Consider the following 24,543-nt stretch of genomic DNA (forward strand, 5'->3'; position numbering starts at 1 on the left):
GATTACTTAGATGGCTCTGTTTTCTCTTCTTCTAGATTAAACAGGTCATTTAGCACACCAACGAGTGTCTCAGCCTCACCACGCTTGCAGGCAGCCTTCAGCTGAAGCACAGGCAACTTGATCACTTTTTGGATCATTCCTTTTGTGGCTTTATCCAGGATCTTCGCTTCGTTTGCACTCATCTTACCTACATACCGGGCCAACTCCTGCTTGCGGATGTCTTCAAGCGCCTGCTTTAACTTTTTGATGGTAGGGGATACTTCCATCTCTTGAGACCAGTTGTTGAACTCAGCAATACTCTCATCTATGATGGCATTAACTGCTGGAATAACTGATTGGCGTTGTTCTAAAGCTTTAGAAGCTTTTTCCTGCAGCTGATCCACATTGTAAAGAATGACACCTGATACTGCTTCTACATCTTCATCAATGCTACGTGGCACTGAAAGGTCGATGAGCATTTTTGGATGATGGTTATCTTTTAGTTTGGCTTGGGTAATAATAGGCTCAGGTACCTGTACAGCACTCACCACCACGTGCGACTCGGCCAGGACCGAATCCAGTTCTTCAAGTGGAGCAACATGATATCCCAGACTCCCAGCCAAATCCAAAGCCTTTTGCTCGGTCCGATTGACAAGCGTCACCTGAGCTTTTAGCCCTTTGAGGTTTTCAACCACATTTTCACCAATCTCCCCTAAACCAACTACTGCGATTTTGGGATTCGTAAAGGTGCTGATAAACTGCTCTACCACATTCACAGCAGAAGAAGCCACAGAAGCATTGCCATCTCGGAATGGGGTCTCCTGGACCATTCGCTTATTGGTATAGAAAATCGTGTGAAGCAATCGGTGTAAAAACGGCCCAGCCATTTGCTCATCTGCAGACCACTGATAGGCTTTCTTCACCTGGTTGGTGATTTGTATATCTCCCAAAACCATCGATTCCAATCCGAGGGAAACACTGAATAGATGCTTTACCGATTGGTCATAATCCATCTGCTGAAAGTAATCTGCAGAAGGTAAGGAGGTAGATATGCCATGAAAGACGTCTACCAGAGCAGCCAACTGCTCAGCAATATCCTCCGGTGCATTGTAATAAATCTCAGTGCGATTACATGTAGACAATATCAGCGCTTCCTCCACGGCCAATACTTCCTTCATCTGGTGAAGAAACTGCTTGGTTTGGCTTTCATCAAATGCCACAGCCTCTCTCACTTCCAGTGGAGTATTTTTATATGAAATCCCTATCGCTCTAAAGTTACTATGCATCTGCCAGTCCTTACGTACCTATAGTTTTACTAGTCTGCAAAAATAATCATCACAGAATGACTTACCACATGACAATTGTCATAAAAACTAATTATTTTGGTTTTGAACAGCGGTTCTATGCTAAGAATATTACGTCAATGGATTATCGACCACTTCGGATTTACCAAATCAGAAGCGAATGGTACTCTGATCCTCATAATCATTGTGGTCATCACCTTCATAGTCCCGAAAGTCTACCATATACATACAACTGGGAAGAATAAAAGTTTCACTGTGGATCAGGAAAAAATGGAGCAGTGGACCAAACAACTTGAAGCTTCCATCAAACCAAAAGAAAAAACCGACAAAGTAGCTGAGCGTTCTGTTCAGCGATTTCTGTTTGATCCAAACAATGCCAGTGAAAGCGAGCTGATTAGTTTAGGGTTTGCAGACAAAGTGGCCTCCAATATAGTGGCCTACCGAAACAGTGGGGGTGATTTCAAAATCAAGAATGATCTTAAGCGGATCTATGGAATCTCCCAGGATCACCTCAGCGAAATCTGGGATTTAATAGAGCTGCCAAATGAATATCAATGGACCGAGACGGATAAACCAACCTTTGATCAACCACGAAAAAAAGAACCTGAACCAAAAGAAGAAATAGTAGCTTTTGATATCAATGAAGCTAACGCCGAGCAGCTTCAGGACATCCGCGGGATTGGTCCCGTACTTTCTGAGCGTATCATTAAGTTTCGGGATTTACTCGGAGGATTCCACTCTACTAGTCAGTATCAGGAGGTTTATGGTCTGGATACGGCGGTAATCAATGCTCTCAAAGAAAAATCATTTATCTCTTCTGGGTTGCCGCATCAGTTAAATCTCAACAAAGATTCGTTGCAACAGCTATACCAACACCCTTATATTGATTACAAACTAGCTCGTGCCATTTACAACTACAGACTTCAACGAGGACAGCTTGATTCTGTAGCTCAGATTAAATCAATAAAGATTCTGAGTGACAGCCTATATGAAAAAATATATCCCTATCTTTCATTGAATCCGTGATGGAATCACTATGGAGAAAATACTGAAGACTTATTTACGTAGGTTAACAAATCTCTCCGGAAATAATCGATCGCTTTTACTGCTGCGCTTAATATCAGATCAATTTCTGGATTTGCACAACCTTGATTTTGCTGATGGCAAACCTAGTTTTCATATAGTTGAGGAGCTGATTGCCAAAAAAGACAAGATCAAACTGTGCGATGAATTTGATGCACGTGACAGCATGGTCAACGCCAACAGTGTGAAGCTTCGCAAAATCTCCAGGATCGAAGAGTTCATCTTTCAGGAGCGGGGCGCCAAAGACCTTTACATTGGTTGGCCGTTTATAAGAGGTAAGTTCAGTGATGGGACTTTGGTACGGTGTCCGTTGATCTTTTTTCCGGTTTCGCTTAGTAGAGAAAAGGGCAGCTGGTATCTGGAGCAACGTAGAGATGTCAATATTACCTTCAACAAAACTTTTCTACTGGGCTACTCTCACTACAATGACACTCAGCTGGACGAAGAGCTCATCGAAGCAGTGCTAAACGACCTTGACTCAGATAGCACGGTCTACCGCACTCAACTATATGAGATCTTAAAAGACAGTAACCTGGAGCTCAACTTCAACCAGCAAAACTTCATGGATAAGCTTCAGGTTTTTAGCAACTACAAAAAAGCTCAATTTGAAACTGTAGAGAAAAATGGGGTGCTCAAATTGCATCCGGAGGCTGTTTTAGGCATATTTCCACAGGCCGGGTCTTACCTGATGCCAGACTATCTCAAGCTATTAAATGACAAATCCATAAAGGACCTTTCGGAGTTTTTTGAGTCCAGAGTCAAAGACGACCCAGACGAAAATCAGAATATTCGCTTTTCTGATCAGGTGAAAGAAGAAACTACTTTCACACCATTTGACATGGATGCATCGCAAGAGCACGCCCTGAAGCTGGTAAAAAAAGGCAATTCACTGACGGTACAGGGACCTCCAGGTACTGGCAAATCGCAGTTGATTTGCAACCTGATCAGCGACTACATTGCCAGAGGCAAAAATGTGCTGCTGGTGTGTCAGAAAAGAGCTGCACTGGACGTGGTGTACCACCGTCTGCGTCAGCAAGAGCTGCATGACTTCATCGGACTGGTACATGACTTTAAGAATGATCGCAAGAATATATTTGAGCAAATAGCCAGACAGGTGGATAGCATAGATGAGTACAGGCAAAAAAACAATGGCCTGGATGCTATCCATCTGGAACGTACTTTTTTACACTCCAGCAGAAAAATAGATCAGCTAGTAGAGGAGCTTGAGGAGTTTAAAAAGGCGCTGTATGACGAAACAGAATGCGGCAAATCAATCAAGGAGCTGTATCTATCATCGAATCCCGACGAGCCATCCATTTCGCTAAACCAGGAATACCGACAGCTACATTATGATGTAATTCCAGATTTCTTGAGTAAACTCAAACGATACCTGGACTATTACGAGCGTTTTGAACAGCAGGAGTGTTTCTGGAATGAAGGACCTTCATTCGGCCATTTTGCTACTCAGGACCTACTCAAATTGAAAGAAATTGTGTCTGAGCTTCCTGCGTTTGAAGCCAATCTCAAACGGGAATCAAGTAGCTTCTCTCAAGAAGAGCTGGACTTTGAATCTTGCTTACATTTTCTGACCAACATAGAAGCGCTTGAGCAGCTTCAATCCAACCTGGATAATGAAACGGTTTTTGAGTATTACCAGCACATGATTGCCAATGACCCAAATAAAGATCCACAATGGCTATCAAATATGGAGCGCACAATGCTTCAATGCTTTAAGGGAGCTGGCGCTGAAATCTCTTTAAAGCCAGAAGAACTGGGAAGATTTCAAGAGTCTCTGGAGCACGCTATCAAAGCACGCAAAGGTCTCTTCAGCTGGCTGAGGTGGAGGCTTTTCTCTGCAGATAAAATATTTGTGACCAGAGTACTGGTGGCCAATGAACTAAAAAGCAATAAAGAAGGATTCGAAATCCTACTCCAGCGAATCGACAACCGTTTGAACTACGAGCACATTGTCTCCCAAATAGAAGGAACGGACTGGATGATCGATTTCCCAAAGTCGTTTAGAAAAATAGATATCCAAAACTGGTTTTTCTATCAAAAGCTGGCGCTGAAATGCATTCATTTAACCAGGTCTATCCGCACTCTGAATGACATACTTCCAGTTAAAAATTTTGATCGCAAAAGCTATGTAGACCATCTGGGCCAGCTCATCTCCTTCCTGGAGAAAATACCGGTACAAATGCAGCTATGGAGTAGATACATTTCCGAGCGACAGGTACGAAGCGTTTTGCTGGGGAAAAAACCACTGGCTGAAGTCCAAAAGGAATTGACAAGAGACTTTGATGCTTTGGTGGAATACCACAATCTAAAAGGCGAATTCAATGCTGACCAAACAAAAATCATCAGCACACTTTTGGACAGAGAATACCACACCAATGAGCAAATCATCGAATTATTTCAGAATAGCCTGGCACTGGCCTGGATCGATCATATCGAAATCAAGTATCCGAGTCTAAGGTCGGTTTCTTCACATCGCCTGGATCACCTCACTCAGGAGCTTCAGGAGACGATTATAGAAAAGAAGGATGTGAGCAAGGAAATACTCCTTCTGAAATCCCGAGAGAGAACCTATGCCAACCTGGAGTACAACCGCCTCAACAACCTGGTGACTTACAAAGACCTCTACCATCAGGTAACTAAAAAGCGCAAAATCTGGCCAATCAGGAGAGTGATTTCACAGTTCCATGAAGAGATTTTTTCTTTACTGCCTTGCTGGCTGGCATCTCCTGAATCTGCTTCTGCCATTTTCCCAATGGAAGAAATGTTTGACCTGGTCATTTTTGATGAAGCTTCTCAGTGTTTCGCTGAGCGGGGAATACCGGCAATGTATCGGGGAAAGCAAGTGGTTATAGCCGGGGACGACAAACAACTTCAACCAAACGATCTGTATCGAGTGCGCTGGGAAGATGATGATGAAGAGACTCCGGAGCTGGAAGTCGACTCGCTGCTTTCTCTCGCCAAGCAGTATTTGCTAGAATCTGGGCTCCGAGGACATTATCGCAGCAAATCTCTTGAACTCATTGAGTTTTCAAATATCCACTTCTACGACGGCAAGCTCAAATTACTCCCTGAGTTTCATCGAGAAGCCGATCGCAAACCTGCCATCGAATACCTAAAAACTGATGGCATTTGGGAAAACAACACCAATCAAAAAGAGGCCGGCATAGTGGTGGATATGATTGAGACGATCACTAAGAAGGCTCCTAACAAGTCCATTGGTGTGGTTACATTTAATGTCACTCAGCAAGCCGCCATTTTGGATCTAATAGATCAAAAATTAGATAGCGGAAAATTCACCCTACCTGAATCTCTTTTTGTTAAAAACATAGAGAATGTGCAAGGTGACGAACGTGATATTATCATATTTAGCACTGCATATGCTCCTGACACTGAAGGACGTATCCAGCTTCGATTTGGGAGCCTAAATCAGGCAGGTGGTGAAAACCGACTCAATGTGGCTATCACACGTGCTAAAGAACAGATATATATTGTAACCAGTTTGCTGCCACATCAGCTAGCCACAGAGAATACTTCCAACCCTGGTCCAAAGCTGCTTCGATCTTACCTGCAGTATGCTAAATCAGTAAGTGATGGCAGTTGGATTCCAAACAATCTGGAAGACACCTCTCAGAATAAGCAATGGTATCTTAGGAATATTCTGGAAAGCGAACAGGATGGAATTGCGGTAAAGAAAACACTTCCATTTGCAGACTTGTCAGTGGTCCAAAACGAGCACAATCTGGGACTGGTACTAACCGATGATGAACTGCTTTACGACACCATATCTGCCAAAGAAGCTCATAGCTATAGACAGAGCCATTTCATTGAAAAGAACTGGCCATTCGTACAGTTTTACAGCCGGGAATATTGGCTGAATAGAGAACAGGCCAATGAAAAACTTCACAAATTTATCCACCGAGTAGCTGAATAAGAATGTGTGAATCCATTGACGAAGTGCTGGGTCGATTGGATGAAATCATCCATGAATCCGAAATCAAAAAGAGTGTGCTTGGCTACTTTCCAGCACTCTATCGGCAGGTCACCCAATCAGTGAAGGATCACATTGAAGCTGGTTATTTCGAGGACAATGCACGAATGGAGCAACTGGATGTCATCTTTGCCAATAGATACCTGGAAGCTTACGAACAGTACACCAAAAAAGAAAACTGTACTGCCTCCTGGAAGCTCGCATTTGAAGGAGAGCGTAAAATCAAGCTGATCGTGTTGCAACATCTTTTTCTGGGCATGAATGCACACATCAACCTGGACCTGGGCATTGCTGCTGCTACCGTCTGTCCGGGAAGTTCTATCCAGGATCTAAAAAACGACTTTTTCAAAATAAATATCGTACTGAGTAAGCTGGTGAATGGGGTTCAAAACCAACTGGCCGATATCTGGCCACTAATGCGGGTGATTGATTGGCTATCGGGGAATTTGGATGAAGCCCTCTCTGATTTCTCCATGAACATTGCCAGGGATGGCGCATGGCGAGTAGCGCAAGACCTTGCTAACATGAATCCCGATCAACAGCAGGTATATATTGGTGATTTAGACCAGCGAGTGCACCGATTCGGAAGTGGCATCTCCCAACCAGGTTTTCTAATGAGACTGATTGTTAGTCTGGTTAGAATTTTTGAGAGTAAGGATGTGAGTAAAAACATTCAGATCCTCAATAAGCAGTCCTTGTTGATCCGCCAAAACCTCTCGGATTAATCAATCGTTGCGAGTTCCAGACGCACACCAACGCCATAGACTTCCTCCAGGGAGTCACGACGCATGTATTGCTGAAGTTCCACAGTGTAGCGACCTTCATCGGGAAAAGAATAGCTCTCCAGCAGTGGCAACTGATGATCAAACACATCTCCCAAGCCACTTCCCCGTGGTTCACCGGTTTTTGGATCAAATAAGATCAGGTTTGTAAGGTCCTTCTTTACCTCTCTGCCAGTGGAGTCCACAATGGTGTACTGCAAATACAAGTTATAAAATGGGTAGCTATGACCGTTTCTGACATTTGCATAGAGATTGTAAGGAAGAGAAGCGTCATCTACTCGCATCTCAAACTCAATAAGGGAATCTTCCAACCATACTCGATTTGGCAGATCAACATTCTTCTCATAGATCCTACTGGCATCACATGCTGCAAGTACCAGACAGCAGCAAATGAGATAATAGCTTTTTCTCATCCTTGATTATCTTTCTTGTTTCCCGGTTTGTTGCCCTTGTTATTGCCTCGGTTATTCTTAGGGTTGAATTTTCGCTTCTTGTTTTTCCTTTTTTTATTCTTCTTTCCCTTGGAAAACTTCTTGTCCATGGCCACCAGATCACTGTTGAGCCCTACGTCATCTGGGAGTTCATCAACCATATCCTCAGCCAAGGTCACTGGTTTTTTTCCTTTTTTGTTGAGTTCGATGATTTCATGCACCCGTTTCACATCTAGAGGATACCAGGTATTTTCATCGTCATATCCAAACCACATGATTTTCTTGAAAATATCTGTTTTCTGCAGCTTAGCCGGTCCTTTTTGAGTTTCTAATGGCCTGTTGACTTCTGGTATGTCCTTTAAGGCTTCCATGTAGGTGTCCAACTCATAGTTGAGGCAACATTTTAGTCGGCCACACTGACCAGAGAGCTTGCTAGGATTTAGCGACAGGTTTTGGTAGCGTGCAGCTTGAGTACTCACACTTTTGAAATCTCCAAGCCACGTAGAGCAGCACAACTCACGTCCACACGAGCCAATGCCCCCGAGTCTGCCCGCTTCCTGTCGCAGGCTAATCTGGCGCATTTCCACGCGAATCTTGAACTCCGAAGCAAGCACTTTGATCAACTCACGAAAATCAACACGATCATCTGCTGAATAGTAAAACGTAGCTTTGGTGTTGTCTGCCTGGTACTCAATATCCGTGAGTTTCATTTGGAGTTTTAAGTCCAGAATGATCTGCCTGGTGCGGTATAGCGTAGGCATTTCACGTTTCTTTACTTCTCTGAATTTGTCCAGGTCTTTTTGGGAAGCAATTCGATAAATTGACTTGATTTCATCGTCATCTTTGACGTTTCTCTTTCTCATCTGGAGCCTAACCAGCTCACCTTGTAGCGATACATGACCGATATGGTGCCCATTTGGCACATCCACCACCACGGCATCACCTGTGGTCAAATCAAGGTCATTGCTATTTCTGAAAAACTCCTTTCGGCCGTTCTTGAAGCGTACTTCTACTATATCATAATACTGCTGGGCAGGACCTTCCATGTCTGCCAGCCAGTCAAATACATTCATCTTGTTGCAGCCACCCGTGCTACAACCTCCATTATTCTTACAACCCAGTACCTGTCCGTCTTCTCCAACTGCCGTACTACACGATGCGCACCCCATGGATTAATTGTTTTGTTGTTAACTTATCAAATATAACGAACAAGAAATACAATCATTTGATCCCGATGAATTGAATCTTACTGACCCAGTTTTTGCAAGTCAAACCCAATGTCCTTTCGGTAATTCATATCTTCCCAGCTCACCAGATCTACCGCCTTGTAACATCTGCTAATAGCCTCGCCCATGTTCTTACCCAAACCAGTCAATGCCAAAACTCGACCTCCATTAGTCACTAGCTTACCATCCTCCAGTTTGGTGCCAGCGTGAAATGGCACTACAGATTTTATCGGTTTCTTAAATGTGATTTCTTTGCCCTTTTCATACGATTCAGGATATCCTCCAGAGACCAGGATGACCGTAGTGGCTGTGTATGGCTCTACTTCTAGTCGACTATTGGCAAGATTTCCAGTGGCAGCTGCCTCCAGCAGGTCTACCAGGTCATTTTTGATTCGAGGTATGACCACCTCCGTCTCCGGATCTCCCATTCGTACATTGTATTCTATGACATAAGGCTCTCCACTTTGATTCATTAGGCCAATAAAAACAAACCCACAATAGTCCATACCTTCCTGCTCAATCCCCTTCACTGTTGGGATCACTACTTTTTCCTCCACTTTTTTCATGAAGTCTTTGTCGGCAAAAAGCACCGGCGAAACTGCCCCCATACCGCCAGTATTGAGCCCTGTGTCACCTTCTCCTATTCGTTTGTAGTCTTTGGCTTCAGGCAAGATCACATAATCCTTACCATCAGTCAGTACAAAAACAGATAGTTCAATACCTTTCAAAAACTCCTCAATCAACACCCGGGCACTTGCATCTCCAAACTTTTTGTGTAGGATCAAGTCGTCAAGATTCTGCTTGGCTTCTTGCAGACTATCGGTGATCAATACACCTTTGCCGGCTGCCAAACCATCTGCTTTCAGTACGTATGGTGGACGAAGAGATTCTAAAAAGGTGTAACCTTCGTTAATGTTAGACTCATCAAAAACCTCAGCTGCAGCAGTTGGCACACCATATTTCTTCATGAAGTCCTTGGCTACCTGCTTGCTGCCTTCCAGAATGGCTCCTGATTTACCCGGCCCCACTACTAATAATTCAGTGAGTTTTGAATGTGCTTTCAGATCATCCACCAATCCATTGACTAGCGGATCTTCTGGTCCCACCACCACCATGTCTATTTGATACTCCAATACCGTATCGATTACTGCTTGATGATCCTTAGGATTGATGTCAAGGTTGGTAGCTACTTCTCCTGTTCCTCCATTTCCTGGTGCTAGGTAAAGCTTGTCACACTTAGGGCTTTGGGCAATCTTCCAGGCAAGAGCGTGTTCGCGACCTCCCGAACCGATAACTAGTATATTCATGATGATGATTTACTTCAGACTAAACGAAACGAAGTTCAAAAATAGAAAGTAATTCATCACCGCCTCCATAAGGCCAACGAAAATTGAAAAATTAGTGAGCGTGTTCGGACATGAATTTGATCCGCATGAGACGCACCTCATCTTCTGAATAATACTCTCCCAGTTCGTCCATGGCTTCTTCCATGCCATCTGTTTCGGCACTCATGAAATAATCGGTAATATCATCTTGTCGATCATCGTCGAGTAGTTGATCAATGTAGTAGTCGAGATTGAGTTTGGTTCCACCGTAGCAGATGTTTTCAATCTCTGTGATGAGGTCCTCGTACTTCATATCCTTACTCTCGGCTATCTCCTCAAGGTCAATTTGACGGTCTATCTGCTGAATGATGAATATCTTGTTTTTGGACTTGGCCCCTGCAGACTTTACCAGTACGTCCGAAGCTGTGATGATGTCATTTTCATCTACATACTTCTCTATCATGGTCAGGAATGGCTTACCAAACTTTCGTGCTTTGCTCTCTCCCACACCCACGATTTTTATCAGATCGTCCATGGTGGTAGGATACAGGGTGGCCATTTCTTCCATAGAAGGCTCCTGAAAAATGACATAAGGAGGCAATTCCTTCTCCTTGGCTACCTTTTTACGGAGACCCTTGATCATGTCGTAGAGGGTCTTATCGTATGCCGTAGTATTAATGGTTTCCTTTTCGATTTCCTCCTCTTCACCTTCTGTTTCGTATTCATGGTCTTTGACCAACTCCACCTCAAAAGGGTCGATCAGAAAATCAATGCCTTTCTGTGTTAGCTGAAATACCCCAGGGTGTTCTATGTCTTTTTTAATGAATTCATTTAGTAAGGTCTGACGAATCGTGGTTTTCCAAAAACGCTCATCACGTCCTTTTCCCTTTCCAAATACATCTAACTGGTTGTGATTATAACTTAAAATGTGCTCGGTCTCATTACCGACAAGTAGATTGGCAAGGTGATTTCTATCGAATCGTTCATCCGTCTGCCTTACGGCTTCTATGACCAGTTTAATTAAATCTGAACCTTCAAACCTTGGTCTTGGATGCAGGCAGTTGTCACATGCCTCACAGTTTTCCACCTTCCACTCTTCGCCGAAGTAATGCAGTAGTTGTTTTCTTCTGCACATGGCAGACTCAGCATAAAGTGAGACCTCATCCAGAAGAAACCTGGCGTTCTCGCGTTCTGTAACAGATTTGTCCTTATTAAATTTCTCCAGCTTTTGGATGTCATTATAGCTGTAGAACATGACCACCTTACTGACTATGCCATCTCTACCCGCACGACCTGTCTCCTGGTAATAGCCCTCTATGGATTTAGGAGCATCATAGTGTACTACATACCTCACATCCGGCTTGTCGATCCCCATACCAAAAGCAATGGTGGCAACAATCACATCTACATCCTCATTGAGGAATGCATCTTGATTTTTCATTCGTAGGTTGGCTTCCATACCCGCGTGATAGGGAGCCACATTTACCCCATTTACCTTCAAGAATTCTGCAATCTCTTCCACTTTTTTACGGCTGAGGCAATATATGATTCCGGATTCTCCCTTATGTTCCTTGACAAATTTTACCAACTGCTTTTTGGCTTGTTTTTTAGGCTTAACCTCATAGATCAGATTGGTTCGGTTAAATGAGCTTTGAAAAATCTCTGCTTCTTCCATTTCGAGATTCTTCTTGATATCAAGCTGTACTTTAGGAGTGGCTGTAGCTGTCAAAGCGATGATAGGAATATCTCCAAGATCTTTGATGATCGCCTTTATTTTGCGGTATTCTGGTCGAAAGTCATGACCCCATTCAGATATACAGTGCGCCTCGTCCACAGCGACAAATGATAAGTTGGCTTGCTTCAGAAAGTCAATGTTAGACTCCTTGGTGAGTGACTCAGGGGCTACATACAGCAACTTCACTTCTCCTGCCAAGGTCTCCTTCTTCACCTTGGTGATTTCCCCTCTGCTCAAGGTACTATTAAGGAACTTAGCATTGATTCCTACCGCGTTCATTTGGTCCACCTGGTTCTTCATCAATGCTATCAATGGTGAAATAACAATCGCGGTACCTTCCTTCACTATGGCAGGCAACTGATAACACAGTGATTTTCCCGCTCCTGTAGGCATGATCACGAAGGTGTTCTTACCCTCCATTACATGTTGAATGATTTGCTCTTGAGTACCTCGAAAGGTGTCGTAACCAAAAACTTTCTTTAAGGTACTTTTCAGCGTATTGTCAGTGCCTATCTCCATCATCACAAAAATTTCTGTAATTAACTATAATTTACACAAAATATACGACAGACATTCTCTCCATCTTCTATATTTTCCAGTGATTACGGCAAAGCCGCCAGGTTGATGAAATCACTATCTTTGTCTAAACTAATTCACAATACGGAGATTTCCTTAAGAAACATTATGAACAAGAATTTACATGTAGTGATAATGGCAGGAGGCACGGGAACAAGATTCTGGCCTTACAGCAGAAACGATAAACCGAAGCAATTTATCGATGCTTTGGGCACTGGCCGTTCACTACTACAAATGACTTATGATCGATTCGCAGCTTCCGTGCCGAATGAGAATATTTGGATTGTCTCAAATGAAATCTACAGAGATCTTTTGAGCGAGCAATTGCCAGAATTGAGACAGGATAACATCTTGCTGGAACCACTTAAAAGAAATACAGCTCCTTGTATAGCTTATGCTGCCTATAAGATCAAGCAACAGGACCCTAATGCGATCATGGCTGTGTTGCCTTCTGATCATGTTATTTTCAAAGAAGAGAAGTTCCTGGAAGTGATTAATACGGCAGTTGAAGGCTGCGATGATCAGGCACTGATCACTATCGGCATAGAACCCAACAGACCTGAAACGGGCTATGGTTATATTCAGTATTTGGACGATGTGGATAATCCGCTTAAACCCGTAAAAACCTTCACTGAAAAACCAGAATTAGATCTGGCAAAGAAGTTTTTGGAGAGTGGTGACTTTGTGTGGAATGCTGGAATATTTGTTTGGAGTGTAAAGGCCATCATCAGTGCATTCGAAAAACACCAACCGGAGCTTGCTGAAACTTTTGAAGAGGGAAAAGAGCAATACTTCACTGAAAACGAAGCCTCATTTATCAAAGATGCATATGCGGTAAGCAAGAGCGTATCCATTGACTATGCCATTATGGAAAAGGCCGATCACGTCAATGTAGTGCTAGGGGATTTTGGGTGGTCCGACCTGGGATCATGGAACGCACTACATGAAATCAAAGAAAAAGACAAGGACGGAAACGTATTGGAAGGGGACATCCTTACGTATCAATCCAAAGACAACTACATCCTGAGTAAATCCAAGCGTCTGATAGTGGCTGAAGGCCTGGAGGGATACCTCATAGCTGACTTCAATGATGTACTACTCATCTGCCGAAAAGAAGACTCCGGCATATTCAGGGAATTTGTCAGCGACGTAAAAGAGCAAAAAGGAGATAAGTTTATATAAAGCGCTGGCGATTGACCTCATATAGGGCCATTGCAGTAGCAGCAGCCACATTGAGTGATTCAATTTCTCCAGTGATAGGGATTTTCACTTGCTTGTCTACCATTTCCAGAAAGGCAGGTGAAATTCCCTCATCCTCTGATCCCATAAGAATGGCTGTAGGTCCCATCAAATCAATGTCCTGAAAAAACGAGTCAGCTTTTTCAGTACTAGCTACGAGTTGCAAGCCAGAATCTTTAAGAAACTGAAGGGCTTCTTTGAAGTTCGATTCTCTGCATACAGGTATGAAATTAAGTGCACCAGCTGAAGTCTTAATTGCATCTGCATTGATCTGAGCACTATTTTTTGTGGGTATGAGTATGGCATCTACACCCATACATTCAGCTGTACGAGCGATCCCACCAAAATTACGCACATCTGTGACCCTATCCAGTACCAATACTAAAGGCACTCGTCGGTCTTCAAATACAGCTGGCAGCACATGTTCAATCCTGTGGTACTGGACAGGAGAAACAAACGCTACAACTCCCTGATGATTTTTTCGCGTAAACCGGTTGATCTTCTCAACTGGCACTGTTGAAAGAGGAATTTTATGCTGATGCAATAGTCCAAGCAATTCCTTCACCAAATCTCCCTTCAGCCCTTTCTGAACGAAGACTTTTTCCAGATCCTTCCCGGAGTGAATTGTTTCGATGACGGCTCTGATGCCATATATGAGGTTTTCAAACTTTTTCTCAGCCATTACATTCCCTTTCTTAACTCTCCTACACGATTGTACCAGGTCTGCTCATAGGACCTGTCACGCTTCAGCGAATACATTGAGGATGTAAAGAGAGTTGAAATCCTAATGAATTCAAATTCAACTCCACTAATATATTTCCAGACTTCCTCGCGCTCCGTTCTGAAAACCTTGTCCGGTTTCCCAAAAATGAGGTATATCACTCCACGATCAGTTTTCCAACCTTGCTTGTAGTCTGTAAACAGCTCATTGACCCGCTCTATCTGATTGTAATAGTTCTTAATGGCAGTTTTAGCTCTAAACCGGGAACCGTAGGTATTTACCCAAAAATTCTCAAAGGACCCCTTATTCATCTTTCCCTTTAAAGTGTTGATTTCTGTTTCTGTGGTGATGTAGGTAAGTGGAGGTACGAGCTCCTCCAAGCGACGAAATTCTGGAAAGTAACTGGGACAGCTCAACAAGGTAATTGCCGCTTGCGAAAGCGTATCTTCCTGCACCAGGTAAAAACTGTACACATCCATACCAGAAAGTTGGTTCGAAAACATAAAGGAGCTATCAATCCTTAAACTAGGTGCGATGGGCTTCATGCGGCCCATGGCCGGATCTGCCGGGTCAAAATTATCGGTATACTGAAAAGCGTGATACTCCTCCATACCGATAAAACGCACGACCTCCGAGCTCACATAGTCTTTCAAAACAGGCATCCCTTCCTCATCTGCCGGATAAAAAGCTGGAAATCCCACAGGAGTCTTTACCCGCACATCTTCTACCCGATACACTCCGCGATTGAGGTCATACCAGGCAATGATCAGCAGGCTTTTTTTTGGCTTTACCATACTCAAACGATACACTCTTTCACCTGGCTGCTCACTGATCACATTTATCGAATAGGTTTTCAGGGTGTCATGCTCCATGGACTGGTAATGATCCTGAATCAAAAATGTCTGATTCCATGAGTTGATTGTATCAAAACGAACACTGTAGAAAACTGTAAGTGAATCTCCTGCATCGACCACCCGGTGATCGAAAAAAATATCAGACTCAGGATCGTACTGATAGGATAAGTTAACCTTGGACAAATCGATTGCCTGGCTGGTAACGATACTCCACAAAAAAACACTAAGAAGGGTAAATAATCTGGTTCTAAACATTAGTGGAAAAAGTTAACCAATAATTTGGTTTCTTTGTCAAAAAAAGATCGAATGAGTGTTTACACGACTGAAATAGCCTCCGACCAAATTCCTTCCGACAACCCAATTCATCAGCGACTACTTCAGGCATACTATGAAGCCATACCGTTTATAGAAGGGGATTTGCTGGAGCTTGGCTGTGGTGAAGGCAGAGGGGTAGAGATTCTAACAGATAGTGCTACCAGCTACCTGGGGCTGGATAAGATCGAAGAGGTCATTGAGAACCTGAAGGCCAAATACCCAGACCATCAATTTGAGTCGAGTGTATTCCCTCCGCTGAAACTTCCAGACAATTCCTTTGATACAGTGGTGAGTTTTCAAGTGATCGAGCACATCAAAAAAGATGAGGAATATTTATCAGAAATACACCGCATTCTCAAACCGGGAGGTAAAGCCATCCTATCAACACCCAATATCAAGATGACCCTCAGTCGTAACCCGTGGCATGAACGAGAGTACACCGCCGATGAACTTGCTACATTAGCTGCCAAATACTTCTCGAAAGTGGATATGAAAGGGATTGCTGGTAATGAAAAAGTGATGGAATATCATGAAAGAAACAGACAATCTGTTCAGAAAATCATGAAGTATGATTTTCTGGATTTACAATACAAATTACCTGCTTCTTTCCTGCGAGTTCCTTATGATTTGCTCAACAGACTCAATCGCAATAAACTCCAAAAACAATCCGATGACCTGGTCCTTTCCATCGATCGAAAAGACTACTTTTTGGCCGAAAAATCGGAAACAAATCTGGACCTATTTTGTATATTATATAAGTAATAAACACAAGATAAAATGGCTTCAGATAAATTAATCCATGAGCTAAATCAGCTCTTGAGTGACCTACACATTTACTACCAAAATACCCGAGGATTCCACTGGAATATCAAGGGTAAGCGATTTTTTGAACTACATATGAAATTCGAAGAGCTCTATACCGAAGCTCTGGAAAACATTGACGAAATAGCCGAACGAATTCTGACCATAAAAGGTCAGCCACTTCACTCATTTCAAGCCTATCTGGATACCAGCAACATCAAAGCAGTGACTAACATGTCCAATGATGAAAAGATAGTAGCGTCTTTGCTAGAACAACTAGATCAACTGGTCAAGCAGGAGAATACCGTAAAAGAACTTGCCAACAGTGAGGATGATACGGAGACAGAGGATATGATGATCGCTTTGATCAATTCTCAGGAGAAAACCATGTGGATGTTTAGATCCTGGATGGGCTAAAAAACTGATCGTACCACTTATTAAACACATACAGCTGCCAAGTCTGTATGGCCGAATCGCCAGGATCTAATGAATGCAACTTCTTTTTGATTCGGGCGATTTCGTTCCAGTCAAATATCCCAATTGATTCGACCCTCTCGCGAGCAAATACCACCTGATCCAGATCTGCACTCAATTCCTTTCTAAACCAATCCAATAAAGGCACCTCAAAACCATGTTTTGGCCGACTGTAAAGCTCCTCAGGCAAGTAAGATTTAAATGCCTCTCTCAATACAATCTTGCGATCCCTACTATTGATTTTGAGTCGCTCTTTCATATCAAAAGCAAGAGCAACTACACGATGATCTAAGAAAGGAACCCGCACCTCCAGACTGTTGGCCATGGACATCAAGTCCACTTTCTGCAACATATCCCCCTGCAGTACCATCTCTACATCAGCAGCCAGCACCTCATTTATTTCGCCTGTTGTGATCCGATTGGTAAACTGACCTATCTCCGTCGACACGTCACTTCGATAGTTATCATTGAGCAACCTGGAAACTGCCTTTTCCGTGACAAAAGAAGCTAAAAACCGGTATCGTTCTTGCAAACTCAGGCTACTCATTTCAGCAAACCGATCCAATTGCCTAAATGTGTTGGTCAATTTATTATTTCGTGAGTGTGGTAGCAACTTCCAAAGGGGGCCAAGAGCACCGATCAATCCAGCTTGCATGCTTTGTCCTCTGCTCATCAGCCAAGCACTGTGTTTGTTGTATCCGGAAAACAACTCATCAGCTCCATCACCAGATAATGCCACAGTGACATGCTCTCTGGTCTTTCTACTCAAAATATGAACTGGCAAAGCAGATGAATCGGCAAATGGCTCATCGAGGTAATTCACTACATCACTCACTTCAGCCAGCAAATCATCATTTGTCAGTTTAAATACCTGATGATCAGTTTGATACTTGTCCGCAACCAGATTAGCATAATAGGTTTCGTCAAAGAATTTATTATCCTGAAAGCCTATACTGAATGTTTTAAGATTGGTCACCTGCTCACTAGCCAGAGCCGTAATTATGGAAGAATCAATACCCCCACTTAAGAAAGCCCCAAGTGGAACATCTGCCACCAATCGATCCTGCACCGATGCTCTCAAGGTTTTGGTAAATTGTGGTTTTACCTCATTCAAGTCTTGAAATGTCGGTGACTCCTGATAAGGAAGTTCATAGTACTTCCTCTTAGTTACCGTCCCTGACTCCACTCGCAGGTAGTGCCCGGGTTCCAGCTTATTCACCCCTTCAAATATCGATTTAGGCGCTGGAATGTATGTCAGTTGGAAGTATAGATTAAGTGCTGCTCTATCGATCATCCGAGGTAGTCCATAGGTCATTAAAGATTTCATTTCAGAAGCAAAGATGAATTTATCTTCATCCTGAAAATACAGCAGTGGTTTGATCCCAAAGCGGTCTCGTGCCACAAATAGCGACTTAGCTGCTTGATCATAGATAGCAAAAGCGAAGAATCCATTGAGCCGCTCCAGCATTTGTTCATCCCATTGGATAAACGCCCTTAGTAATACCTCCGTATCGCTTTCAGTGTGAAAGGAATGTCCCAGAGATTGAAGCTCTTTTTTTAGTTGGCGGTAGTTATAGATCTCACCATTGTAGACCAATTGATACCGACCGGACTCATCAGCCATGGGTTGGTTGGCACCTGTGGATGTATCGATGATGGAAAGTCGTCTGTGTCCAAGTCCAACCACCTCATCAAACCAAGAGTTGTGCGCATCCGGTCCACGCCGAGACAAACTCCGTGTGGCCGCTTCTAGATGCACCAAATTGATGCGACCTATTGAGTTAAATGCAAAAATTCCTGTAATCCCACACATATGGCATTAAATTTATGGACTTAAGTAGACAATCAACTTAGGATATGAACAGTGTTTTTGTAAGGCTTGTATTTATCGCTCTTTTCGTATGGGTTCTAACACCAACTACTCAAGCTCAGAGTAGAAAGAAGATGAAAAAAATTGAGAAAGTAGTGTCCATGGCACAAACCTACCTGGGAGTACCTTACAAATATGGTGGGATGGGCAAAGATGGGATTGATTGTTCGGCACTCATCTACAATTCCTACAAAATCATCGATGTGAAATTGCCCAGGACGGCCAAAGAACAATCAAAAATAGGGAGTAGTAAAGGCTGGGGAAATCTTCGTGCTGGAGATGTGGTATACTTCAAGTTTAAGAACAAAGGTGAAAAATGGTACCATAGCGGACTAATCGTATATGTGGGAGATGATGACATCAAATTCATCCATGCCTCTAGTAGCCGAGGAGTAGTTATGTCCAGCTTAAAGTCCGACTACTACAAAAAAAATGTGAAGAAATTCAGACGCATCATCTAATCACCTAAACTCAACTCGCTCATCATATTTTTCAAAGCTTTTACAGACCCAAAGAGCACCAAACGATCGTTTTCTTTAAAAACTGTAGATCCATTCACTACACCAGATACTTGATGTCCTTCCATCTCTTTGCCCAGTATATTCTTGGACTTGTGCTGACATAAGATCGTCACCAGTGACACCTTGTATTTGTCTACAATACTTACTTCGTTAACCGTTTTACCGATAAACGACTCGGGCACTTTTACTTCAGATATCTCATAGTTTTCGTCAAGGACAAATGACTTAACCGAGCCAGAAACGACTAGCCTATTGGCAAACTGATGTGCAAAATCAGACTCTGGATTTACCACCTCAGTGACACCCATAGCTTCTAGTATAGTTTCATGCACTTTAGAGATGGCTCGACCAATGATCCGCACATTCTTACCATATTTTTTAAACAAAGCTGTAGAAGTCACCGAAGCACCGACATTCTCGCCAATACCTACGATCACTACATCGGTATCTTCCAGTGGTAGCTCAGCTATGGCCAGCTCATTGGTGGTATCCATTACTAGCGTATGGGTGAGTTTATCTTGCAGTTGGTTCACATACGTTTCATTGGTATCCACCCCAATGACCTCATGTCCTTCCTCCATTAGTTTCAATGAAAGCGCAGAACCAAAATTGCCTAAACCTACTACGATACACTTCATAATGACCTCAAATTAATTAATGAAAATCTTCTCTTCAGGGTACTGGATTGGATTGTACTTATATCTATAAATCTGTCGTGCTATTCCCGTCAGCAGTGTTAAGAAGCCCACTCTTCCCACAAACATAGTCACCACCAGCACCACTTTGCTTGGCACACTCAACCCAGCCGTTATGCCCATGCTCAAACCGACGGTGCTAAAGGCCGAAAAACACTCAAAAGCAATCTGCAGAATGCCTAGCTGCTCATCAAATGTCACGAGTAGGAATGTAGAAAACCCAATCACAATTAATGACAGAGAAATGATGGAAGTGGCCCGCTGCAAAGCTCCCTGATCAATTCGTTTCCAGCCAACCCGTATACTCTTAAACCCTATCGCTTGCTGAAAGATATTCAAGGTAGCTACCGCAAATGTGGTGGTCTTAATACCACCACCAGTAGATCCTGGAGAAGCTCCAATCCACATGAGCAAGATGATGATCATAATGCATGAATGACTTAGGGCGCCAGTATCGACGGTATTGAATCCGGCTGTTCTGGTGGTTATGGACCCAAAGAATGCTGTGACTATTTTCCCAAATGGACTGTGCTCCTTCAGCGACCCATTATACTCCAACATATAGAACAGAATGGCTCCAAAAATGATCAATACTGCTGATGTGACCAATACGATCTTTGTATTCAGTGTCAAACTCGGCCTGATTTTATCCTCTTTACCAATCACCAGATCAAACCATCTAAACGCCCGATAAGTGAAGGTCTTTTTACTAAACTGATACAGATTGATGATAACGCCATACCCTATTCCACCTAGTACAATCAGACCAGCAATGATCAAATGCAGCGGGTAATTGAACCGATAGCTTTCCTCATAAAGAGAGCTACTCAAAGTAGAAAACCCCGCATTGCAAAAGGCAGATATGGAATGGAAAAAGGCAAAAAACCACCGCTGACTGGTGAACCGAAATTCGTCTCCAATGGTATAAAAAATCAGCAGCGTACCAATGAGTTCTACGGTGAAAACAAACACCAAAATCTGAATTAAGGTCTTGAAAGTACTCCCCAGTGAGTCAGCATTGATTAGATTTTTGAGATTCAATCGGTTCTCATAAGAACCAAAGCCCTTGAACAGAAGCCCAAACATCGAAGTGAAACTCAGCATGCCTAAAGCACCAAACTGAATCAGAAACAGTATCGCCAATTGTCCTACATGAGTGAAATCTTTGCCCGTATCCAGCACAGCCAGACCGGTCACACATACCGCACTAGTGGATGTGAACAGCGCATCAATAAACGAAATGCCATTTTTAGTGGAATTAGGGAGCATCAGCAGGAGAGTGCCTATAAAAATCAGGATAAGAAAACTTAAGACGAATACTAGTGCCGGGTGCAGCGTCTGACGGTCCAGGGTAGCGAGGCGACCAGACAAGTCAAACATGGCCACTAGAAACACTAAAAGTGCCGTAAGAAAGTTGAGATCTTTGTTTTGAAATAACACAAAGAGAATGGTATTCACCACAGCAATAACCGCCAGCACCAGCACAATGCCAAAAACCACATAGGCTCCTTTGCGACGGATAGGCTTGTGAAAACCCGGAGGTCTCAGGGTTTGCTTCATAAACAGTAACACCGACCACCCATGAAGCACATAGTACAAATCGGTGATGAGGTGATGCCAGAAGTTTTCCGGGTATCCAAAATCCAACACCAATGCTACCAGCGCAAGTACGCTAATGACAAATATGTGCCAGTCTGATGTTTTGGTAGGTTGAGGCATTGTCTGTTAGTTCTCAAAGATAACTAGTCCTGCAAGCTAGAGTTCTTCCTGGAAAACAAAAAAACCACCCCGAGTCTCGAAGTGGTTTCTGTGGAGCATAACGGATTCGAACCGATGACCCCCACGCTGCCAGCGTGGTGCTCTAGCCAGCTGAGCTAATGCCCCATATTTTCTTAATGGGCTAGTTTCTTTTTTATATCTCAGCGTGGTGCTCTATCCTACGCGGACCGACCAGCTGAGCTAATGCCCCATTATTTGTCTCAATGGGTTAGTTTCTTTTTTATATCTCAACGTGGTACTCTATCCTACGCGGACCGACCAGCTGAGCTAATGCCCCATTAAGGATTGCGAATTTAATTTAAAAATCTTATTCAGCAAGAGAATTCACCAAACAACCTATTGCATCAAATCTGGGTCTTAGTTGCAAATATCACTAAGATGAAATCAATTATGTTGTTATTGTCAGCCTTGGTGCTCATGTGCATCAGCTGTGAGGATGGAATAAACCCAGGTTTCGAGGACTTACTCTATTATGAAAGTGCCTCCATCACTGAAGACCACCCATATGTATCAGATGGTAGCTCCATAGTCATCCATCGGCATTATGTCGCTGAGGACAAGGAAGACATTCAGGACGATGAGTATGCTGAAGATGTCTTTTTCCAAATTCCGTCCAGCATTAGCTCCTTTTCTTACACTGACTCTGAGATCAACGATCTCCATTTCTTATTCAAACAGTATTGCTATTGCGGTCTTGCGGAAGGTGTAGAGGTAGAGGCAGGAACTATCACCGGAAATAAACTAGGTAATGGCTGGGATATAAATGTAGACGTATCTCTGAGATTCGTCTACAGATATGACGAAGACAGCACTTTTTTAAGCCCTGAGACTCATCAGATAGCTTTTGCTGGTAATTTTCAAAAATCAAGTAAGCCCTCTGGAAATTAATTAATCTCTCTGCATTGAAATTACGTTAGGGATTGTTGTAACTTTTGAAAACCCTCTGTTTTCACCAACAATCCCTTATGAGTAAATCCAAAGTAACAATAGGCCATGTGTTTAAGACAATCGTATGGCCCAGAAAAAACATCTTGGCCGTTGGTCTGGTACTGATCATCATCAGCCGACTTGCGAGCCTGGTACTGCCTGGTGCAAGTAAATACCTAATGGATGATGTTATCGCTGATGGCGATATGCAAATGCTAAAAACGCTGGTCATGGCTGTCGCTGGGGCCATTGTAGTCCAATCGGTGACATCTTTTCTACTCACTCGAATACTAAGTGTAGAAGCGCAGCATTTGATAGCACAATTGCGTGCTCAGGTACAGAAGAAAATCATTTACCTTCCGATCCGCTTCTTTGACAATAGCAAAAGTGGTGAACTCGTCTCAAGAATCATGTCGGACGTGGAAGGGGTTAGAAACCTTGTGGGAACTGGACTTGTCCAGCTCGTTGGAGGGCTCATCACTGCTGTCATTTCACTATTTCTACTGATCAATATCAGCCCGATGATGACGCTGTATGTTCTAGTTCCCGTTTCCATTTTTGGAGTGATTTCCTTGAAAGCATTTGGTTACATCCGACCGATATTCCGTGAGCGGGGCAAAATCAATGCGGAGGTAACTGGTAGACTTACTGAAACGCTAAACGGTATACGAGTCATCAAAGGATTCAACGCTGAGAAACAGGAAGTCAAAACGTTCGAAGATGGAGTAGAGCGATTGTATCTCAATATCAAGAAGAGTCTTACCTCTACAAGTTTTGTGACTAGCTCAGCAACTTTCTTGCTTGGGTTGGCCAGCACAGGCATCATGGGAATAGGTGGCTATATGATCATAGAAGGTGACATTACAGTCGGAGATTTTCTGGCCTTCACGCTTTATCTGGGATTCATGATTGCGCCTATTGTGCAGATGAGCAACATCGGTAGTCAGCTCACCGAGGCTTTTGCAGGACTGGACAGAACCGAAGAGATCATGAACATGGATCCAGAAGACGACGGCACGGTCAGAAACATCATCATCCCGCAAATCAAAGGAGACATCTCATTTCAGAATGTCAGCTTTGCCTATGAGGAAGATAATCGAGTCATCAAAAATGTTTCATTCGAAGCAAAGGCAGGTAGTGTCACTGCGCTAGTGGGAACTTCAGGATCGGGTAAGTCCACCATTGCGAGTCTGGCGGCTTCATTCCTGAATCCAGACAGTGGCACCATACTGGTAGATGGTCAAGATCTTGCACAGGTCTCCCTTCACAGCTATAGAAGTCAGCTTGGTGTGGTACTTCAAGACGACTTTCTATTCGAAGGTACAATCAAAGAAAACATACTGTTCCCAAAACCAGATGCCACCGAAACCGAATTATTGGAAGCAGTAAAAGCCGCTCATGTGAATGAATTTACGGATCGGTTTGAGGATGGACTGAACACCACCATTGGTGAACGAGGCGTCAAACTCTCTGGAGGTCAAAAACAGCGTATTGCTATCGCTCGTGCCATTTTAGCCGATCCACGTATTCTTATATTAGATGAGGCCACCTCTAATCTAGATACCGAAAGTGAAAGCTACATTCAGGAAAGTTTGGCCCGACTGATGAAAGGACGAACCTCATTTGTGATCGCCCATAGGCTGAGCACCATCCGTCAAGCCAATCAGATTCTGGTAATCGAAAATGGTCAAATCTCCGAACAGGGTACTCATGACGAACTGATCGAGAGAAAAGGCAGGTACTTTGATTTGTATACCTACCAGGCTCGCATCTAGTAAATCGATGCGATGATTCACACTGAAATTTACGGTGAGATTTGTATATTTATCTTTCCCTAACCAAAAGAGACGAATTCAACGAGCAAACCAGCTATGCAACTAATTCAAGTTTAAGCAGAAAT

The 24,543-nt window shown here is 43.2% G+C and carries 19 protein-coding genes and 1 tRNA gene; 9 read left to right on the plus strand and 11 right to left on the minus strand.

What is annotated here, in order from left to right:
* Positions 1–2: 2 nt before the first annotated feature.
* Entirely contained in the window at positions 3–1,265 is a 1,263-nt protein-coding gene (hemA, locus tag ACO067_RS09160; RefSeq protein ID WP_421873262.1) for a glutamyl-tRNA reductase, read from the minus strand.
* Positions 1,266–1,382: 117 nt separating this feature from the next.
* Here hemA and ACO067_RS09165 point away from each other — a divergent pair, with 117 nt between their 5' ends.
* Genes ACO067_RS09165 through ACO067_RS09175 form a run of 3 tightly spaced genes read left to right on the plus strand, consistent with a single transcriptional unit; the run spans position 1,383 to position 7,097 of the window.
* Positions 1,383–2,309 carry a ComEA family DNA-binding protein gene (locus ACO067_RS09165; protein ID WP_421873264.1) on the plus strand — a complete coding sequence of 309 codons (927 nt, stop codon included), beginning with the start codon at positions 1,383–1,385 and terminating at the stop codon, positions 2,307–2,309.
* 10 nt (positions 2,310–2,319) lie between these two features.
* Positions 2,320–6,315: an AAA domain-containing protein gene (locus ACO067_RS09170; RefSeq protein ID WP_421873267.1), complete on the plus strand. Its 3,996-nt coding sequence runs from the start codon at positions 2,320–2,322 to the stop codon at positions 6,313–6,315.
* A gap of 2 nt (positions 6,316–6,317) precedes the next feature.
* Positions 6,318–7,097: a DUF5995 family protein gene (locus tag ACO067_RS09175; protein ID WP_421873269.1), complete on the plus strand. Its 780-nt coding sequence runs from the start codon at positions 6,318–6,320 to the stop codon at positions 7,095–7,097.
* On the opposite strand, the gene ACO067_RS09180 is transcribed toward ACO067_RS09175, so the two are convergent.
* The 4 genes from ACO067_RS09180 to recQ form a co-directional block, all read right to left on the minus strand.
* Positions 7,094–7,567 (minus strand): gliding motility lipoprotein GldH, encoded by a 474-nt coding sequence (locus tag ACO067_RS09180; protein ID WP_421873271.1) that lies wholly within the window; start codon positions 7,565–7,567, stop codon positions 7,094–7,096. The genes ACO067_RS09175 and ACO067_RS09180 overlap by 4 nt on opposite strands.
* Positions 7,564–8,754: a PSP1 domain-containing protein gene (locus tag ACO067_RS09185; protein WP_421873273.1), complete on the minus strand. Its 1,191-nt coding sequence runs from the start codon at positions 8,752–8,754 to the stop codon at positions 7,564–7,566. Before ACO067_RS09185 ends, ACO067_RS09180 begins: the two co-directional genes overlap by 4 nt.
* Positions 8,755–8,831: 77 nt before the next feature.
* The gene (purD, locus tag ACO067_RS09190) at positions 8,832–10,118 is read right to left on the minus strand and encodes a phosphoribosylamine--glycine ligase (protein ID WP_421873275.1); all 1,287 of its coding nucleotides are present in this window, start codon (positions 10,116–10,118) and stop codon (positions 8,832–8,834) included.
* Between the two features lie 91 nt (positions 10,119–10,209).
* Complete coding sequence (recQ, locus tag ACO067_RS09195) at positions 10,210–12,390, minus strand: DNA helicase RecQ (protein WP_421878292.1); 2,181 nt, start codon at positions 12,388–12,390, stop codon at positions 10,210–10,212.
* 105 nt (positions 12,391–12,495) lie between these two features.
* On the opposite strand from recQ, the gene ACO067_RS09200 reads away from it, so the two are divergent.
* Positions 12,496–13,629: a mannose-1-phosphate guanylyltransferase gene (locus ACO067_RS09200; RefSeq protein WP_421873278.1), complete on the plus strand. Its 1,134-nt coding sequence runs from the start codon at positions 12,496–12,498 to the stop codon at positions 13,627–13,629.
* Here the strand turns inward: ACO067_RS09200 and rlmB are convergent.
* Together rlmB and ACO067_RS09210 are read right to left on the minus strand one after the other, a co-directional pair.
* The gene (gene rlmB / locus ACO067_RS09205; RefSeq protein WP_421873280.1) at positions 13,622–14,368 is read right to left on the minus strand and encodes a 23S rRNA (guanosine(2251)-2'-O)-methyltransferase RlmB; all 747 of its coding nucleotides are present in this window, start codon (positions 14,366–14,368) and stop codon (positions 13,622–13,624) included. The genes ACO067_RS09200 and rlmB overlap by 8 nt on opposite strands.
* Positions 14,368–15,516 (minus strand): GWxTD domain-containing protein, encoded by a 1,149-nt coding sequence (locus ACO067_RS09210; protein ID WP_421873282.1) that lies wholly within the window; start codon positions 15,514–15,516, stop codon positions 14,368–14,370. Before ACO067_RS09210 ends, rlmB begins: the two co-directional genes overlap by 1 nt.
* 51 nt (positions 15,517–15,567) lie before the next feature.
* Here ACO067_RS09210 and ACO067_RS09215 point away from each other — a divergent pair, with 51 nt between their 5' ends.
* On the plus strand, positions 15,568–16,338 hold the full coding sequence (locus ACO067_RS09215) for a class I SAM-dependent methyltransferase (RefSeq protein ID WP_421873284.1): 771 nt from the start codon (positions 15,568–15,570) through the stop codon (positions 16,336–16,338).
* 15 nt (positions 16,339–16,353) lie between these two features.
* A complete protein-coding gene (locus ACO067_RS09220; RefSeq protein ID WP_421873286.1) occupies positions 16,354–16,794 on the plus strand; it encodes a Dps family protein in 441 nt (146 codons plus the stop codon).
* On the opposite strand, the gene asnB is transcribed toward ACO067_RS09220, so the two are convergent.
* Positions 16,775–18,664 (minus strand): asparagine synthase (glutamine-hydrolyzing), encoded by a 1,890-nt coding sequence (gene asnB, locus ACO067_RS09225; RefSeq protein ID WP_421873288.1) that lies wholly within the window; start codon positions 18,662–18,664, stop codon positions 16,775–16,777. The genes ACO067_RS09220 and asnB overlap by 20 nt on opposite strands.
* Before the next feature lie 131 nt (positions 18,665–18,795).
* On the opposite strand from asnB, the gene ACO067_RS09230 reads away from it, so the two are divergent.
* Positions 18,796–19,182: a C40 family peptidase gene (locus ACO067_RS09230; protein ID WP_421873290.1), complete on the plus strand. Its 387-nt coding sequence runs from the start codon at positions 18,796–18,798 to the stop codon at positions 19,180–19,182.
* On the opposite strand, the gene ACO067_RS09235 is transcribed toward ACO067_RS09230, so the two are convergent.
* The 3 genes from ACO067_RS09235 to ACO067_RS09245 form a co-directional block, all read right to left on the minus strand.
* Positions 19,179–19,880 carry a potassium channel family protein gene (locus ACO067_RS09235; protein ID WP_421873292.1) on the minus strand — a complete coding sequence of 234 codons (702 nt, stop codon included), beginning with the start codon at positions 19,878–19,880 and terminating at the stop codon, positions 19,179–19,181. The genes ACO067_RS09230 and ACO067_RS09235 overlap by 4 nt on opposite strands.
* 12 nt (positions 19,881–19,892) lie before the next feature.
* Complete coding sequence (locus tag ACO067_RS09240) at positions 19,893–21,656, minus strand: TrkH family potassium uptake protein (RefSeq protein ID WP_421873294.1); 1,764 nt, start codon at positions 21,654–21,656, stop codon at positions 19,893–19,895.
* A gap of 91 nt (positions 21,657–21,747) precedes the next feature.
* Positions 21,748–21,821: transfer RNA gene (locus tag ACO067_RS09245), tRNA-Ala, on the minus strand.
* A gap of 273 nt (positions 21,822–22,094) precedes the next feature.
* Here ACO067_RS09245 and ACO067_RS09250 point away from each other — a divergent pair.
* Together ACO067_RS09250 and ACO067_RS09255 are read left to right on the plus strand one after the other, a co-directional pair.
* Positions 22,095–22,604: a hypothetical protein gene (locus tag ACO067_RS09250; RefSeq protein ID WP_421873296.1), complete on the plus strand. Its 510-nt coding sequence runs from the start codon at positions 22,095–22,097 to the stop codon at positions 22,602–22,604.
* A 77-nt stretch (positions 22,605–22,681) separates the two neighbouring features.
* Complete coding sequence (locus tag ACO067_RS09255; protein ID WP_421873298.1) at positions 22,682–24,418, plus strand: ABC transporter ATP-binding protein; 1,737 nt, start codon at positions 22,682–22,684, stop codon at positions 24,416–24,418.
* Positions 24,419–24,543 lie beyond the last annotated feature (125 nt).

The sequence above is a fragment of the Marinoscillum sp. genome, from assembly GCF_965229915.1.
Lineage (GTDB): Bacteria > Bacteroidota > Bacteroidia > Cytophagales > Cyclobacteriaceae > Marinoscillum.